The organism is Deinococcus aquaedulcis, from assembly GCF_019693445.1.
Taxonomy (GTDB): domain Bacteria; phylum Deinococcota; class Deinococci; order Deinococcales; family Deinococcaceae; genus Deinococcus; species Deinococcus aquaedulcis.
The window spans coordinates 15,782-29,330 of sequence record NZ_JAHRBL010000026.1 but is presented as its reverse complement, the minus strand read 5'-3'; the positions used below and the strand labels follow the sequence as shown (position 1 = coordinate 29,330).

Here is a 13,549-nt window from a genome sequence, read left to right as displayed (position 1 = left end):
ACTCGGGGAAATGCGCGGTCAAGCAGTGGGTCAGTTTGGCCAGAACATCGGGAGACGCACACTGTTCTCGCGTGTCACTCGCAGTTTTTCAACCCCTACAGAAACTGTCGGGTACTGAGGTTTCGTCGAATCTCCCCGCGATCTGTGCTGCGTCTTCCTCACGAGCAGCTTGAAGCAGCTTATTGCGAAATACTTCATCGTGCTCCATTCGTTGAGCTTCTGCCATAGAGAGCTTGATCTTGGTGCGTCCTGACCAGGCCTTGGGGTCATGATTGAAAATCAGCTCAAGTACGCGACGGATGTAGATCTCCAGCAGCTCCACCAACCGGCAGCCAATGAGTGTCTGCACAGCCTGACCTGCTTCAGGAAGGCGCGTTACGGCCGCCAGATTGACCATAAGTAGAGTTGTACTTTCCATCACTTCGAGCGCTGCTTCCGAAGCCATGTAGAGATCAGGAGCATTCTGTTCGGTCATTAGGCTCTGAGCTTAAGGGCTTTAGCCAAACAGCTTTACGGTACCGTTCAACTCCAGGCTCAGAGAAATGCTTCCAGCCACGTCTTCATTTGAGAACTGCTCAGTACAACGTGCGGACGGGCATACACACGCTGCATCTTCTGTCGACGTTCGCAGTAGCGACATTTGTTGATGTACAAGCCCCGGAAGCGCTGGGGTGGATGGAAGTATTCCAGAAGCCCTTCATAAATCGCCCCAGCACGGTAATACTCATGCACTTCAATACACAGAATGGCCTTCTGGCAGTTCCAACAGCGACAGGCCACCAGGACGTCCCACCCCCAACTTCGGAAGTGCTCCAGCAAGATCTCAGGCGGGTGACGCAAATACTGCACGGCAAATCGCAAGCTCGCTGCGTCCCGTTGAAAATCCGGCAGGTCAGATTCACTGAATGGATTGACCATGTGAAGGCCGAAGATCGGCTGCTGTTCTTTCAGGCCTTGGAGCCGCGCTTCTTGGCGGGCTTGCTCTTCAACTCTTCGCTGTTCACAGAACCTCTCCCAGAGCGGCTTACAACTGTCACAGTGCCAGTTGACCAACGATGATCCAACCTCTTGATAGGTGTTGAATACATTCGTGGCACATGACGAGGGCACCTGATCAAATGTCCTGAACAGCGCCCAGTCGTTGGAGCTGTGGAGATAGTGCTGTAACCGTTCACTTAAGCCACTCCGCTTGGTCTGAAGTCTCAAGCGCAGCATGGCCTCATCATCTCCACTCAGCAGCTTTTCCCGAACAGGAAGAAGCGCCCCTGGAGTCTGAGCTGCCGCAGCGGCTTCTACTTCAATCCAAGGCACGCTCAATCCAGCAGCTTTCGCTCGGTCAACCCGGTGACTGTGGAAGATCTCAATGCCGTACACCACTACGCCATTCAGGAGGAGAGCGACGTCAAGGCGGTAGCCATCCAGCGGAGCCTCTGCACGCACTTCGTCATACGCTGGGAGCATCAGTGGCTCCAAATGGGTTCTCTCACAGGCCCATCGGGCACAGCGGCGCTGAACCATCATCTGCTGGTCACGTCTGCTGAGGGCATCCACCAGTTGCATCTTCGCAGCCAGGTGCATCACTGACTCGCCTGCACATTGACTGCCTTTGCAATGGGTGAAATGTGCGATCACTTGTCGGCCACGGCGAAGGTGAGCGCGGACCAATGAAACAGGCTCATGGCATTCGAGGCATGTGTACCCTGTGTCCGGCGGCGACGTTGCTGGGTCGGCCAACTCACCGGCTGGATTCAGCGCATAGGGGACCGCCCGTGCCACCGTTTCAACCCTCCAACTCAAACAGCGGTTCCAGGCCTTGCTTCCGTTTACGTTCCCGGTGCTCCAGCATCATGTGGTGCGCCTGGCTGGGCAGCACACGCAGGTTCTCCGGCCGGTTATCACTCCGGTCGCCGTTCAGGTGGTGCACCACTTCACCCGGCTCGAGCGGCCGCCCAAGCAGCTGCTGCGCCACGACCCGGTGCTCATACTCCTGACACTCCCGCTCGTGATTCCAGACCCGCTTATACCAGCTCTTCTTGGGGGCGTCATCGGTCATCGCGTTCACCTCATCGGTAAGCAGGCGCCGCGGCGAAGAAGCGGTAATACGCCTTAACCTTCTCCACGTACTGAGGCGTCTCCCCATTGTCGGGGATACCCCCCGCACGCTGCACCGCACCTGGACCTGCATTGTACCCAGCCACCGCCAGTTTCCAGCTCCCCAGTTGCCCGTGCAGCTGGTGCAGGTACTTCGCCGCCCCGTGGATCGCCTGCACCGGATCAAGCGGGTTCACCCCCAAGTCCTTTGCGGTGCCCGGCATGATCTGCGCAATCCCCAGCGCCCCTTTCGGACTGGTGCGGTTGCAGAACTGGTTCTCCGTCCACAGCACGCTGAGCAGCAGCTGCCGGTTCACCCGGTACGCATCGGCGTAGTACCGCGTCCAGTCCAGCAGGTGCACCGGCACATACCCACAGGCCTGCCCAGAACTCACCATCACCATAATTGAAAGGCATGCCGACTTGAGCTTCATATGCCGTTACTGTACGCTCAATCTATGACCAAAGAACAGAAACCTTCGTACACCTTCCTGAGCGACATCATCACCACCATTCCCATCGAGCGCCGCAAACTGTTCATCAGTGGCCTCAAGACCGCCATCCGGACCTCCGTGATCGAAGGTGCGCCCATCGCGGACACCTTCGAGCTGACCTTCATTGGCCTGGACGAAAACCGCAAGGACATTGAGAAGACCGCTCAACAACACGACTTCGCCATCCACCGCACCCCCACGTTCGATGCGTGGCTGGCCAAGCAGCAGGCCACCACGCCCAAACGGGGCGGCGTGTCCTACCCCACCAAAGCGAGCCTGGCTGAAGATCCAGAAGCGTTTGCCAAAGCCATGCAGCAGTACCGTAAGCGCGGCGGCAAGGCGAAGGCCAGGCGCTAACGCTCATGCCACGGCTGCCTGTCTGCTTCGCTTGCGCTGCAGATGGGCAGCCGTGCTTTTGCCGTGTGGGCGCTCTATCCCTCACTTCCAGAGCAGTGCACATGCGCGCGCATGCGCAGGGGGAGAAGTCCGTGCGAGTGCAAGACGAAGGGTGTGTGGTGTCGTGGCCTTTCAAGCAGCACCGCCAGGTCGCATCACTGGTGCACCGTCACCTCAACGATCAATGCGAAGGAGGTGTCGTGGCACAGCAACCAACGCTTCCAGGTGGCCGTGCTGGTGGTTCGACCTCTCAACGATCCAAGCGAGCGCGGTGTCGCACGCACCATCACGACCAGCTGGTCTGTGCACACCCCAGGAGGCATGCGTTGCATGCGGCTGCACAAGGCGGCAGCCAGCAGCCTTTGCAAGGCTGTTTCTGTGCATCGGGCGGGTTCGATTTCTTCACGCGTTGAACCCCTCTAAACGCTCCCCCTCCAGCGGTGCTACGGGGGAACAGAGGGGTTAGGGCAGGATAAGGGCGGATACAATAGGGGTTTTTCATCGTCTGGGACACCGCTTGCTTGGATACAAACGGATTTGTTGGATACAAAAGGAGTTTTGAATGGCGAAGGTGCGAGTGCAGACGAGAGTGGGGCCAGATGTGAAGGCGGCGTTACTGGAGATCATGGAGACGACTGGCCTGAAGGAATCCGAGTTGATCGAGGAGTTGATCATCCAGGGGTTAAGTGAGCAGAAGAGTGAGCTGGCAACCACGTTCCTGATGCCCAAACTGGATGCACTCGTGGACGCCGCGATGGAGAAGCATGTCGGCCGACTGGCCAAGCTCCAGGCCCGCGCTGCCCTGAACGCCAGTACCAATACGCAGATCCTGCTGGGGCTCTACGGACTGCTCAACCCGAAGGCGGACGAGAACACCCTACGCCAGGTGCACCAGGGCGCGCGCAAGCTGGCGTATGACAGTCTGATGCGACAGAACAAAGAGGTCGAAGCGCTCCTCAGTGCGCTGGCGCCACAACCGGCGGCGGCTGACGGCACGACATGAGTGGGGGAATGCGCAAGGGCCGGGTGGTGCGGGCGAGTGGGTTGACGGCCCGCATGAGCGCTGGCACCCGGCGCAGCATGTCAAGAACCGCAGGACGACAAAGCCAGGGCACGCGCACCGTCGCCAAGAGCAACTACGTCCGCACAAATGCCAAAGGCATGGGGAAGCTCTTTGCCAGTGCGAACTACATGATGTTCCGCCCGAACGAGGAAGGCGAGACGCACCGGCACGGACACAATGGCCTGAAGGAGCACGAGCCCCACGAAGTGCACACGTGGTTGGCGGAGCAGTCGAAAGAGCACCAATACTGCTACCGGCTGGTGCTCAGCCCAGGTCGAAACCTGGGGGAAGAGGCCATGTTGCACTGGGCGAACCGCACCCTCCGGGAAGGGGGCCACGACACGTACATGGTCTTTGTGCATGCGGGCGACAAAGGGCACACCCAGAACCCGCATGTGCATGTCCTGCTCATGAGTGACCTCCGGTTGGACAAGCAGGACTTCTGGGTCATGCGCACCACAGGAGACCGATTGGTGGCCGGGATTGAAGCGGCGTATCAGCACAACCCGCATCTGTCGTGGGACAAGTGGCAGGCGATGCAGGCAGAGCGGGCCGCGAAGGCTGATGCGGTCGAAAACGGCCCGGCGAAATCCGGCGTGAAATCCAAGGGACAGGACGAGACGGGCGAGTCGGGCAATGACAGGAAGGAAGAGCCGCAGAAAGCCGAGCGGCAACGCCGGATGCAGATGGACATGGACATGTAGGGGTCAGCAGGGGATGGGCGAGGTCAGAGATGGGGGACGCACAGCGTCCCTCTCCTTTGATTGAAAGATAACTGACTACTAGCTATCTACCTTCATGCCTTATCGGTGCTAAGCTCGAACTATGAGCATAACTTTCAATAGAGGATGCTGCCCAAAAGGGTGTCCGCTGATGCCCTCACTGCCACCCCAGACCGGAGGTGAACCATGACCTACATTGACCTGCGCCCGAGGTGGCTGCTGATCCTGGGCTTTGTCCTGATGTGCGCCGCTGTCATCGCAGGCGGCCTCGGGGCCCTCGCTGACATGACAGTCGTGCTCAATGGCGTGAAAGCCAAGTACCTGGCCACGTACCAGGAACCCATGAACGTGGGCCGGTATCTGTGGCAGTGCAGTGGTAAGCCCAGCTGTGTACAGACCTATCTGGCCGCATGGCAGGACCCGCTCTGGCTGCGTGCCCTTCACCTGAGCAATCTGGTGGTCGGTGTGCTGTTCGTCTTCTACGGCCGGATCTGGAAGCCCGAGATGCTGTACCGCCGTCAGGTGCGTGTCGCCTCAGCAAGAACGGATGTGTCGAAAGATCACTCCATGACGCAGCCCAAAGGCACGCTGCAGAGGATGGCCCTGAAATGATCATCTCCTACCCGCTGTTCTTCCTGCGGCTGCTCTTGATCTGGCTGTCGTTCGCGGTGGCGATCTATGCGGCGCTGTACGTCTCGGGCTCGAATGCACTGCCCCTGTACGGCGCGGCGCTCGCTCTCTTCGCCGGTACGCTCTGGTGGTTCGACAAGAAGGATGCCTACTTCAAGTCGATGTACAACGCCCACTGGGCCACGAAAGAAGAGATTGCCGGGATGTTCGTCAAGACGTTCACGGGTCGTGAGGTTTTCCTGGGATATGCCTACGGACAGCCGATCGTGCTGCGTTCCGGACTGGCCGGCAAGAAGGAGCTGGGGCACGTCCTGATCGTGGGCCCGTCACGTGCCGGTAAGGGTCTGAACGCCACGGCGAACCTGCTGAACTGGACGGGCAGTACCGTGGTGGTGGACATCAAAGGCGAGTTCTACCAGAACACGTCCGGGTACCGGCAGCAGGTGATGGGCCAGGACGTGTATGTGCTCAACCCCAGCAGTGGCGCGCAGACCAGCCGCTTTGACCCGTTCCTGGAACGCGACACGGACGAGCAGCTGCTGGCCAGTGCCACCGCGATCCTGAATCCAGATGCGGACGGCAGTAACTCGGCCTTTGCCCGTCGAGCGGCGTTTGCGCTGTTCGCCATGATGAAAACGTCCAAGCTGCTTGATGAGCCGGTCATGCCGTTCATCCGGGATTGCCTGAGCCTGGGCTGCAAAGAGTGCATGACGATGCTGGACAACGCCACCGACGATCCCGGCGTGAAACGCAACCTGACCTTCTTCCTGGGCACGTCCCCCGCGCTCTATGACTGGGACGGCTTTGCGGGCGACAAGTTCCTGAACAACTCGTGGATGAACCTGATCTCGAAGCTGATGTACATGCTCAGTGATGGCGTCATTGACATGACCCTGCAGAGTGACTTCAAAGCCACGGACCTGCTGAAGAAGCCTACGAGCCTGTACATGGTGTTCCGCGAGTCGGACCTGAAGTACACCGTGCACGCGTTTTCCAGTGTCCTGCTGAGCATCATTGAGTCGATCATCAAGTATTACGACCTGCACCCGGACGAGCCCACCACCCCGATCCTGTTCATCTTCGACGAGGCGGGCCGCATCACGGTTCCGGAACTGCCGGAACTCACGAGTACCGTGGCGGGACGCGGGATGGTCTGCATGATCTACGTGCAGGCGCTGGCCCAGCTCGAAACGACGTACCAGACGACCGGCAGCGACACCATCAAGGCGAACACGCACACCAAGATCTACTTCGCGCCGAAAGACGCGGAAACCGCAAAGTACATCAGCGACAACGGCGGCAAGTACATGGCCGAAGTGCAAACGCACGGAACAGGCGGGGAGAAGGAGACGGACAGCACGGGCCTGATGGCGCGGGAACTGATCACCGTGGACCAGGCACTGCAGCTGGGCATGGGGCAGACGATCATTCACAGCAACGAGTTCCCGTACATCGCGGGGTACCGCATGGAACCATTCACGCTGCCGCAGTTCAAGAAGGCGCAGACCCTACCCCCAGCGAAAGTGGTGAAGCGGGAGGTGGAGAAGCCGAAGACCAGCGCCTCGGCAAAGCGCACGCCGCCACCCCCAGTGGAAGGGCAGGTGGAGCCTGGACAGAAGGCACAGGAAGCAGGAGCATCTGCGCCAAAAGATCAACAGGGAGGGGAGACGGAGGGGGCCAACATTCCCTTCACGCCACCCCCCAACGAGGCCGCGCGAAAGAAGCTCAAGGACCTGGAGCAGCCTGCTGCATCTCTAAAGCTGGAGGACGACACCAGCGAAATGCCCAAGCCGTTGCCTATGGAGACAGAAGAGGTGCCAGAAGCAGACGTGCAGGCCTTTTTCCTGAACATCAACCGGCTGCAGGACGAGGAGTAGCCCATGACCTTCATGGCCCAGGTGATGACGGAACGAGGCCGGATGAACCCGGACCTGACGACGCCCGAATGGGCGGGCGTCCTGTCCCTGATGACCTTGTTTGCGGCAGCTGAGCGACTGGGGTACGGGTAATAACCACATTCGCCCGAAAACACCCGTTTAGCTATTAGGGAATCCAGGGGGGCAGACACCGCGGTGTCTGCCCCCCTGTAGATCGCATCATGGAACTGTTGCCAGATTGCCTGTTCAGTGACACGCCGCTCCAAGTGGTATGAAACCCGCTCTCCGAGTTGACCCGTAGATTCTCCGAGCAAACTCGGATAAAGTGGCAACTCAGGAGGCTCCATGGCTCGTCCCCCGCATCCTGGCCCTACCGACCGCGAACTCACGCTCCTGAAACTCCTCTGGCAGCATGGCCCCAGCACGGTCCGGCAGCTCCATCAGCGCTTCCCCAACCGTCCCAAGCCGGCGTACACGTCCCTGCAAACCAACCTGCAAGGCATGCTGGACAAGGGCTACCTCACCTCCCAGACCGACCAGCACGCCCACATCTACGCCGCCGCCCTCACCCAAGCCGACGTCGAACAGCGCGCCGTCCACGACCTTATCCGACGTGTCTTCGACGGCTCGGCTCTCCGCCTCTTCACCACAGCCCTCAACAGCGAGCAGGCCTCACCCGAAGAACTTCGCCGCCTCCAGATGCTCTTAGACGAACAGGTCAGCGATGACTGAATGGCTCCTGACCTACCTGCTGCACAGCACCCTGGTCTTGAGCTTCGTGCTGCTCCTGTTCCACGTCTTCAGCCCACCAGCGGCCCTCCGCGACCCCCTCTTGCGCCTGGCGCTGTGCTTGCCGCTGGGGACCGCCCTCCTCAGTGTCAGTGTGCTCAGCCCACCCCGCGTCGTTGCCCTCATCACAGATATTGTGCCCAGCAGCGTTTCTGAATCTGCCGTCTCCACTCCCATCCCTCAACGGCCACCGGTGGCCGTTGCACGGCCCAGCGTTCCCGCCCACACCGTCATTCCATTGCCCCTGTCAGGATCCGAGGGGCCCTGGGCGCTTGTCCTTCTCCTGAGCGGTGCCGGTTGGACAGTGGTGCGCTATGGCCTCGCCTGGAGACGGCTCCCACTTCGTCACGCTCGGCCGAGCGAAGATCCAGCACTCCAACGCCTGCTGAGCGACGTGACGCGTCATGCGCCTCTGCGGCATGTTCGGCTGCTGCAGGGGCCTGTGTCAGGCCCCTGTGCCCTGGGTCGCCACACGATCCTGATTCCCCCTGACCTGACGAATCACCTGACCCACCAGCAACTCAACGCCGTGGTGGCCCATGAATACGCCCACTTGCTCCGCCGTGATCCGGCGTGGACCGTAGCTCTGGGGGTCCTGGCCCACCTCCTTTGGTTCCAACCCCTGAACTGGATGGTGCTGGCCGCGTGGCGCCGGGCCAGTGAAGAGCAGTGCGACGCATGGGCAGCCCGCATCGTTTCCCCAGGGCACCTAGCCCACGCCCTGCTCCGCCTGGCGCAGCCCACATCACGGCCTGCCCATGCGCTGCTGAGCCCATCTGCGTCCACCAGCCACCTCACTGTTCGCATCACGGCCCTCATCCGGCCTAAGGAGTCCGCCATGCCCCGCATCCCCTTCCTCTTGCTTGCTGGTGTCCCTTTCGCGCTCGTGGCCGTGCTGCCTCCTGTGGCGCTGGCTGGCTCCGGTAGCCCGCGTGGCATCGTGGTCTTGGATCCAGGACACGGGGGCGAGGATGCCGGTGTGGTCGGGTATGCCGTGGAAAAAGACGTCACCCTCCTGCTGGCCCAGCAGATTCGCCGTGATCTGACCCGGGCCGGTGTGCAGGTGATCATGACCCGGGAAGGCGATCAGGGCCTGAGCGTGCTTGAGCGTGTTCGGTTGGCCGTCAGTCCAGCGAACCTGTTTCTGTCCTTGCACGCGGACGCCGCTGAGGATGAGACGCAACGGGGCATCAGCGCGTACGTGGCAGCGCAGGACGCCTCGCCGCAGCAGAAAGTGTCCCGTGCTTTCGCCACACGCCTGTTAGCTGACATCACGCGGAACACGGGGGCACCCAGCAGAGGGGTGAAGGAGATGGAGTACACGGTGCTGACCAAAGCCAAGGTGCCTGCAGTGCTGCTCAACGTCGGCTTCGCGACCAACGCAGGAGATGGGGGTAGGCTAACGAACCCGGCTGATCAGCAGCGGCTGAGTGCCAGCGTGGTACGCGCCATCCAGGCGACGCTGCAGTCTCCCTGACAGTCAGGTCGGGGCCAGCGCACCCTTACCGTCAACCAAACGCGATGATCTACAGCGGAGGAGAGCTGTCGCCGGAAAGTTCGCCCAGTAGTCATACCGCGAACTTTTGGCCACGCAGCGGGTGAACCGGCTGCCAATGCGGTCAAAAAAGTCGCACGGAGTTCGAGGTCAACACGACAAAGCGAACTACTTTGCCTCTCAGCCCAGATCCTCTCTGCGCGCTTAGCTTCCACTCCAAAGCACCCTATAAGTCGGCAAAGACAGCGTTCAGGTGCTTAACGGGTAATTTCGGGCAAATGTGGTTACTACCCGGGTACGTGCAGGTAGACCCAGATGAAGTGGAACGCGCCCGCATGCTGCATGGGTACTGCGGTGACCATCTGAAGCAGCTGCAGCCAGACGAGCAGGAAGTGTTCTCGCTGGCCTATCCCATGGAGAGTAGACCAGAGGGCGACGTGTGCCTGCATGACCGGGGCACAGTGGTCACGAGTGGGGACCGCGACGGCGGCCGACTGGTGTACCGCAGCGTGGAGTCTGCAGCGGATCTGGAGCGCGTGTACCGGCAGGGGCGGTACGGGTCCCTGCTGAGCCGGAATCAACCCTTACCAGCGGAGCACCTGTTGACCTTTGAGGTGAGCCAGAACGTGCCCGCTCTGAGCAGTTGATGGTCCCTGGGATGGAATAGACGCAACCGGAATATTGAGGGTGAGAGGGCTGAAGGGCAGGGGATCATCCCTGCCCTTTTGCTGTCGGGAAGGTTTGCCGTCACTTGAGGGGAATTTCCCCGAAAGTGGTGGTACGCTAGGCCCATGTGTGAAAATCTTTCAATAGAAGGAAAGTGTTTTAGCCCGCTGCCTCAGCGGATTTCTTTTCGGTAAGGAGGTGAATTTCATGCCGATCAAACCATTCTTGACCGCCCTGCTGGTCCTCGGGTCCGCCCACGCGGAAGGCCTGCCGGGGTTGCCCTCGTTGCCGCCGCTGCCCCCCATTCCCGGCCTCCCCAGCGGCCCGAGTGGCACCCTGCCCCAGCTGCCGACGCTGCCCGGCGTGGGCGACGTGGTGGCCCCGGTCCTGGGCGAGAATGGCGGCACCCCCGGCGCCGGCGACCAGGGCCAGCCAAAACCCGATTACAGCCCCATTCAGAACGTCTTCTCCTTCCCAGACACCCGGCTCGAAACCCTGCCGCAAGGGAAGTTGCCCTACCTGAGCGTGCATACCCTCAGTGACCTCCGGACCTACCAGCAGAACGCTGAAACCTGCCGCAAAGAGCGGCAGGCGGGCCGGACGCCCGATGCGAACCAGTGCCCCACCTACGAATGGCAGGTGCCGTACAGCGTGTCCAGCCAGAGCCAGGAGGTGGCGCGGGATTTGCGGAAGGCCTGGCAAAGATTCGAGGATCGCTACTACTGGCGGGCCGCCACCGCCCTGAACAGTCCAGCGACGTGGCTCACCCGCTGCGTGCTGGACCTGAACCTGGGCCTGAACCCTCAGACCCCGGCTCTGAAAACCCATGTGCCGGAGGGCGTGGTGCCGACGCAGCTGGCCGGAAAAGTGCCTGCCAGTGCGCCTGAGCCAGGGCTACATCTGGACACCTACCTGTTCTTTCCGCAGGTGTCCAACCGCGACTACTGCGATGACCTGAGCCCGGACATCACCCTGATGTACCTGCCGGGCGTCTGCAATTACCTGTTCGGCGTCCGGCTCTTCTGCATCGAGGGGGACACCACGACCCTGAATCCCCTGAGCCCGCGGCCGGTGTACTTCAACATGGACGCTGCCCGGGGCCGTATTCAGAACGCCGTGCAGCACGCACACACCAAGTACCTCGCCGAATATCAGGCGGATACGGTGAAAGCCCTGTTCAATCCCCAGCGGCCGCTGTTCTTTCCCCTGCCCTGGAAGTCGAATGTGCCGGGGCAGGGGGCCATCATTGCGCCGGTGATGAATGCGGACGTGGGCCAGAATCAGTTCCTCCAGCTGGGCAAGACCGCAAAAGCCCGCCTGGGCGGCGCTCTGGGCGCCAACGCCCCCCTGTACTACTACCAATGGGCCTACAACAGCCCCACGTTGCGGGTGCATACCCTGCCCGGTCGAAACGAGACGCTGAGCAGCCTTCCAGGCATCTGGCCGCTCGAAGAATTCAAGCGGCTCCTGAGCGTCAGCAGCCTGCCAAATCAGGAGCTGTTTGGCTACTCGACGTTCTTTCAGGCGTGGCAGGAAATGAAAGCCCTGATGCTCCCCGAGAACGTGGGGGCCAAGCTCGCGCGGCCGCTGCTGTATCAGGCCACCGGCACGAACGTCGAGTGGAGCACGGGGGCCACGGTGGTCCTGCCGGCGCCCATTCCGATCGCCCCGTATTCCGGCCTGGGCTTGCCGTATGCCGGGCCACAGATGCTCTTCGACTGGGTGAGTGTGCCGGAGGGCTACACCATTCCCCGCGTGCAGGGCCGTCCGGCCTTCACGTATGCGCCGCTGCTGCGCTGAGGACAGACCATGATCAAGACCGGAAGCAAGGCAGGCGTGTGGCAGCAGGTGTTGGGGCTGTTGGGCATGAATACGAAGGCGCAGCGCGAGGCGCAGGAGCATCAGCGGGCGTGGCGCGCGGGCCTCTGGCAGTACCGGGATACCGTGGATGAGCAGCTGACGTTTCTGAACCGCTGCCTGGGCAGTACGTGGGTGGACCAGGACGAGGCGTTCAAGCGCGAGATCCGGCGCACCCTGAAAGGCCTGCTGACCCTGGCACACACCCCGCTGGCCCTGCAGGCGGGTGAGGAGTGTCTGTTGCCGGACGTGCGGGCGGCGTTTGACGAGCTGCTGGGGGCGGCGCCTGAGGCGTTCAGTGATCCGGTCGAAGCGGCGGGGCGGCTGATCAGTGGGCGGATCACAGGGCTGATGCACCTGCTGTTCATGCCGGAGAACTGGACGGTGGAAGAGGTGGAAGCGCTGCGCGAGGACACCCGGGCGTGGGTGTGGGGCCAGCTGCGCGACGGCCACCCCTTGAAGCCCGGCGAGGAGGTGCTGGCATGCGCGTGAAAAGTCTTTTTGCCGCCCTGTTCCGGCGACCGTCCATCCCAGTCCCTCAGAGCACCGCCCTGGAGCTGCACCACGTCACGGCCCTGTACGCGCAGCAGATGGACACGCAGCGCGCGGGGCTGTGGCAGTACCGGGAGAGCGTGGATCACCAGTTGACGGTGCTGCACTACGCCCTCATGACCACTTGGAGCGATCAGAGTGAGGCGTTCAAAACGGCGGTGCAGGAGACCCTGGAAGGCTTGCTGTCCCTCTCGTGCACGGCCTTGACCTTGAATGCGGACGGGACGGTGTATAGGGAGGACGTCAAAGAAGCGTTTGTGAACGTCATTGGGGCGCCGCCTGAAGCCTTTGAGGACCCTGTGTCAGCAGCGGGGCTGGTGGTGAATCACCGGCTGTTCGCGCTGCTGGCCCTGCAGGCGTACCCGGACTCGTGGACGGTCGAGGGCGTGCGGGCGCTGCAGACCGGGACAGCGGAGGCTGCGCGCCGGCATTTGTACGACGGGCACCCGCTCAAAAATGCCGTGGAGGTGGCGGCATGAGACGCCTGACCCTCCTGGCGGCGCTGCTGTGCGCGGCCTCCAGTGCAGCGGTGCCAGCGGTGAAGACCAGCAAACTGACCGATTCCCGCCTGGTGCTGGCCACGCTGAAAGGCAGCGTGCAGCTGTACGGCAGCCGCTTCGGCGATCAGGCATTTCAGGCGGGTGTGCTGGCGCTGCTGAGGGCCAAGAAGATTCAGGTGACGGTGCTCACCAGTCAGGCGGCCGTGAAGTCTATGGCCCCCCTTAAAGCCGCTGGAGCGAAGGTCTTTTACCTACCGACCGGCATGAACATGACGGGCTCGCTGGTGCTGAGCGGGAACGACACGGTGCTGATGAACAAAGACGGCCGCACCTGGTACGTGATGCAGGGTCCAGGCTTGGCGGTGCAGGCCAAAACCCAGATGACCCCGTATGCGCCTTATGCCAAGGCGTACTGAA

Annotated in this window: 17 protein-coding genes and 1 pseudogene; 14 read left to right on the top strand and 4 right to left on the bottom strand. The window is 61.6% G+C overall.

Features of this window, described 5'->3' with window-relative positions; all coding sequences use genetic code 11:
* Window positions 1-88: 88 nt before the first annotated feature.
* The 4 genes from KMW22_RS17815 to KMW22_RS17800 form a co-directional block, all read right to left on the bottom strand.
* Window positions 89-475, bottom strand: a complete 387-nt coding sequence (locus KMW22_RS17815) for a hypothetical protein (protein WP_221091375.1) — start codon at window positions 473-475, stop codon at window positions 89-91.
* A 59-nt stretch (window positions 476-534) separates the two neighbouring features.
* The gene (locus tag KMW22_RS17810) at window positions 535-1,578 is read right to left on the bottom strand and encodes a hypothetical protein (RefSeq protein WP_235693110.1); all 1,044 of its coding nucleotides are present in this window, start codon (window positions 1,576-1,578) and stop codon (window positions 535-537) included.
* Window positions 1,579-1,780: 202 nt separating this feature from the next.
* Complete coding sequence (locus KMW22_RS17805) at window positions 1,781-2,053, bottom strand: HNH endonuclease signature motif containing protein (protein ID WP_221091373.1); 273 nt, start codon at window positions 2,051-2,053, stop codon at window positions 1,781-1,783.
* Between the two features lie 10 nt (window positions 2,054-2,063).
* Window positions 2,064-2,525 (bottom strand): lytic transglycosylase domain-containing protein, encoded by a 462-nt coding sequence (locus tag KMW22_RS17800; protein WP_221091372.1) that lies wholly within the window; start codon window positions 2,523-2,525, stop codon window positions 2,064-2,066.
* Between the two features lie 24 nt (window positions 2,526-2,549).
* Here KMW22_RS17800 and KMW22_RS17795 point away from each other — a divergent pair, with 24 nt between their 5' ends.
* The 14 genes and pseudogenes from KMW22_RS17795 (at window position 2,550) to KMW22_RS17740 (ending at window position 13,548) form a co-directional block, all read left to right on the top strand.
* Window positions 2,550-2,942 (top strand): hypothetical protein, encoded by a 393-nt coding sequence (locus tag KMW22_RS17795; protein WP_221091371.1) that lies wholly within the window; start codon window positions 2,550-2,552, stop codon window positions 2,940-2,942.
* 601 nt (window positions 2,943-3,543) lie between these two features.
* A complete protein-coding gene (locus tag KMW22_RS17790; protein ID WP_221091370.1) occupies window positions 3,544-3,984 on the top strand; it encodes a hypothetical protein in 441 nt (146 codons plus the stop codon).
* Between the two features lie 53 nt (window positions 3,985-4,037).
* The gene (locus KMW22_RS17785; protein WP_221091369.1) at window positions 4,038-4,748 is read left to right on the top strand and encodes a hypothetical protein; all 711 of its coding nucleotides are present in this window, start codon (window positions 4,038-4,040) and stop codon (window positions 4,746-4,748) included.
* Between the two features lie 204 nt (window positions 4,749-4,952).
* A complete protein-coding gene (locus tag KMW22_RS17780; protein WP_221091368.1) occupies window positions 4,953-5,378 on the top strand; it encodes a hypothetical protein in 426 nt (141 codons plus the stop codon).
* Window positions 5,375-7,273: a type IV secretory system conjugative DNA transfer family protein gene (locus KMW22_RS17775; RefSeq protein ID WP_221091367.1), complete on the top strand. Its 1,899-nt coding sequence runs from the start codon at window positions 5,375-5,377 to the stop codon at window positions 7,271-7,273. The genes KMW22_RS17780 and KMW22_RS17775 overlap by 4 nt, the downstream gene beginning before the upstream one ends.
* Window positions 7,274-7,276: 3 nt before the next feature.
* Complete coding sequence (locus KMW22_RS19605; RefSeq protein ID WP_268906344.1) at window positions 7,277-7,405, top strand: hypothetical protein; 129 nt, start codon at window positions 7,277-7,279, stop codon at window positions 7,403-7,405.
* Window positions 7,406-7,618: 213 nt separating this feature from the next.
* Entirely contained in the window at window positions 7,619-8,005 is a 387-nt protein-coding gene (locus KMW22_RS17770) for a BlaI/MecI/CopY family transcriptional regulator (protein WP_221091366.1), read from the top strand.
* Window positions 7,998-8,864, top strand: a pseudogene (locus KMW22_RS19755) (M56 family metallopeptidase); the annotation flags it as partial. The gene KMW22_RS17770 and the pseudogene KMW22_RS19755, both read left to right, overlap by 8 nt.
* A 36-nt stretch (window positions 8,865-8,900) precedes the next feature.
* Window positions 8,901-9,539 (top strand): N-acetylmuramoyl-L-alanine amidase family protein, encoded by a 639-nt coding sequence (locus KMW22_RS19490; RefSeq protein ID WP_235693109.1) that lies wholly within the window; start codon window positions 8,901-8,903, stop codon window positions 9,537-9,539.
* Between the two features lie 296 nt (window positions 9,540-9,835).
* On the top strand, window positions 9,836-10,204 hold the full coding sequence (locus KMW22_RS17760) for a hypothetical protein (protein ID WP_221091364.1): 369 nt from the start codon (window positions 9,836-9,838) through the stop codon (window positions 10,202-10,204).
* A 226-nt stretch (window positions 10,205-10,430) separates the two neighbouring features.
* Window positions 10,431-12,023: a hypothetical protein gene (locus tag KMW22_RS17755; RefSeq protein WP_221091363.1), complete on the top strand. Its 1,593-nt coding sequence runs from the start codon at window positions 10,431-10,433 to the stop codon at window positions 12,021-12,023.
* Window positions 12,024-12,032: 9 nt separating this feature from the next.
* Window positions 12,033-12,572: a hypothetical protein gene (locus tag KMW22_RS17750; protein WP_221091362.1), complete on the top strand. Its 540-nt coding sequence runs from the start codon at window positions 12,033-12,035 to the stop codon at window positions 12,570-12,572.
* Window positions 12,563-13,111: a hypothetical protein gene (locus tag KMW22_RS17745; protein ID WP_221091361.1), complete on the top strand. Its 549-nt coding sequence runs from the start codon at window positions 12,563-12,565 to the stop codon at window positions 13,109-13,111. Before KMW22_RS17750 ends, KMW22_RS17745 begins: the two co-directional genes overlap by 10 nt.
* Window positions 13,108-13,548 carry a hypothetical protein gene (locus KMW22_RS17740; RefSeq protein ID WP_221091360.1) on the top strand — a complete coding sequence of 147 codons (441 nt, stop codon included), beginning with the start codon at window positions 13,108-13,110 and terminating at the stop codon, window positions 13,546-13,548. The genes KMW22_RS17745 and KMW22_RS17740 overlap by 4 nt, the downstream gene beginning before the upstream one ends.
* The last annotated feature ends 1 nt before the right edge of the window (window position 13,549 follow it).

What these genes read in the sequence shown, in the direction of transcription:
- KMW22_RS17815 (WP_221091375.1), bottom strand. Translation starts at nt 475, where the DNA reads ATGACCGAACAGAATGCTCCTGATCTCTACATGGCTTCGGAAGCAGCG.
- KMW22_RS17810 (WP_235693110.1), bottom strand. Translation starts at nt 1,578, where the DNA reads ATGCACCTGGCTGCGAAGATGCAACTGGTGGATGCCCTCAGCAGACGT.
- KMW22_RS17805 (WP_221091373.1), bottom strand. Translation starts at nt 2,053, where the DNA reads ATGACCGATGACGCCCCCAAGAAGAGCTGGTATAAGCGGGTCTGGAAT.
- KMW22_RS17800 (WP_221091372.1), bottom strand. Translation starts at nt 2,525, where the DNA reads ATGAAGCTCAAGTCGGCATGCCTTTCAATTATGGTGATGGTGAGTTCT.
- KMW22_RS17795 (WP_221091371.1), top strand. Translation starts at nt 2,550, where the DNA reads ATGACCAAAGAACAGAAACCTTCGTACACCTTCCTGAGCGACATCATC.
- KMW22_RS17790 (WP_221091370.1), top strand. Translation starts at nt 3,544, where the DNA reads ATGGCGAAGGTGCGAGTGCAGACGAGAGTGGGGCCAGATGTGAAGGCG.
- KMW22_RS17785 (WP_221091369.1), top strand. Translation starts at nt 4,038, where the DNA reads ATGAGCGCTGGCACCCGGCGCAGCATGTCAAGAACCGCAGGACGACAA.
- KMW22_RS17780 (WP_221091368.1), top strand. Translation starts at nt 4,953, where the DNA reads ATGACCTACATTGACCTGCGCCCGAGGTGGCTGCTGATCCTGGGCTTT.
- KMW22_RS17775 (WP_221091367.1), top strand. Translation starts at nt 5,375, where the DNA reads ATGATCATCTCCTACCCGCTGTTCTTCCTGCGGCTGCTCTTGATCTGG.
- KMW22_RS19605 (WP_268906344.1), top strand. Translation starts at nt 7,277, where the DNA reads ATGACCTTCATGGCCCAGGTGATGACGGAACGAGGCCGGATGAACCCG.
- KMW22_RS17770 (WP_221091366.1), top strand. Translation starts at nt 7,619, where the DNA reads ATGGCTCGTCCCCCGCATCCTGGCCCTACCGACCGCGAACTCACGCTC.
- KMW22_RS19490 (WP_235693109.1), top strand. Translation starts at nt 8,901, where the DNA reads ATGCCCCGCATCCCCTTCCTCTTGCTTGCTGGTGTCCCTTTCGCGCTC.
- KMW22_RS17760 (WP_221091364.1), top strand. Translation starts at nt 9,836, where the DNA reads ATGTGGTTACTACCCGGGTACGTGCAGGTAGACCCAGATGAAGTGGAA.
- KMW22_RS17755 (WP_221091363.1), top strand. Translation starts at nt 10,431, where the DNA reads ATGCCGATCAAACCATTCTTGACCGCCCTGCTGGTCCTCGGGTCCGCC.
- KMW22_RS17750 (WP_221091362.1), top strand. Translation starts at nt 12,033, where the DNA reads ATGATCAAGACCGGAAGCAAGGCAGGCGTGTGGCAGCAGGTGTTGGGG.
- KMW22_RS17745 (WP_221091361.1), top strand. Translation starts at nt 12,563, where the DNA reads ATGCGCGTGAAAAGTCTTTTTGCCGCCCTGTTCCGGCGACCGTCCATC.
- KMW22_RS17740 (WP_221091360.1), top strand. Translation starts at nt 13,108, where the DNA reads ATGAGACGCCTGACCCTCCTGGCGGCGCTGCTGTGCGCGGCCTCCAGT.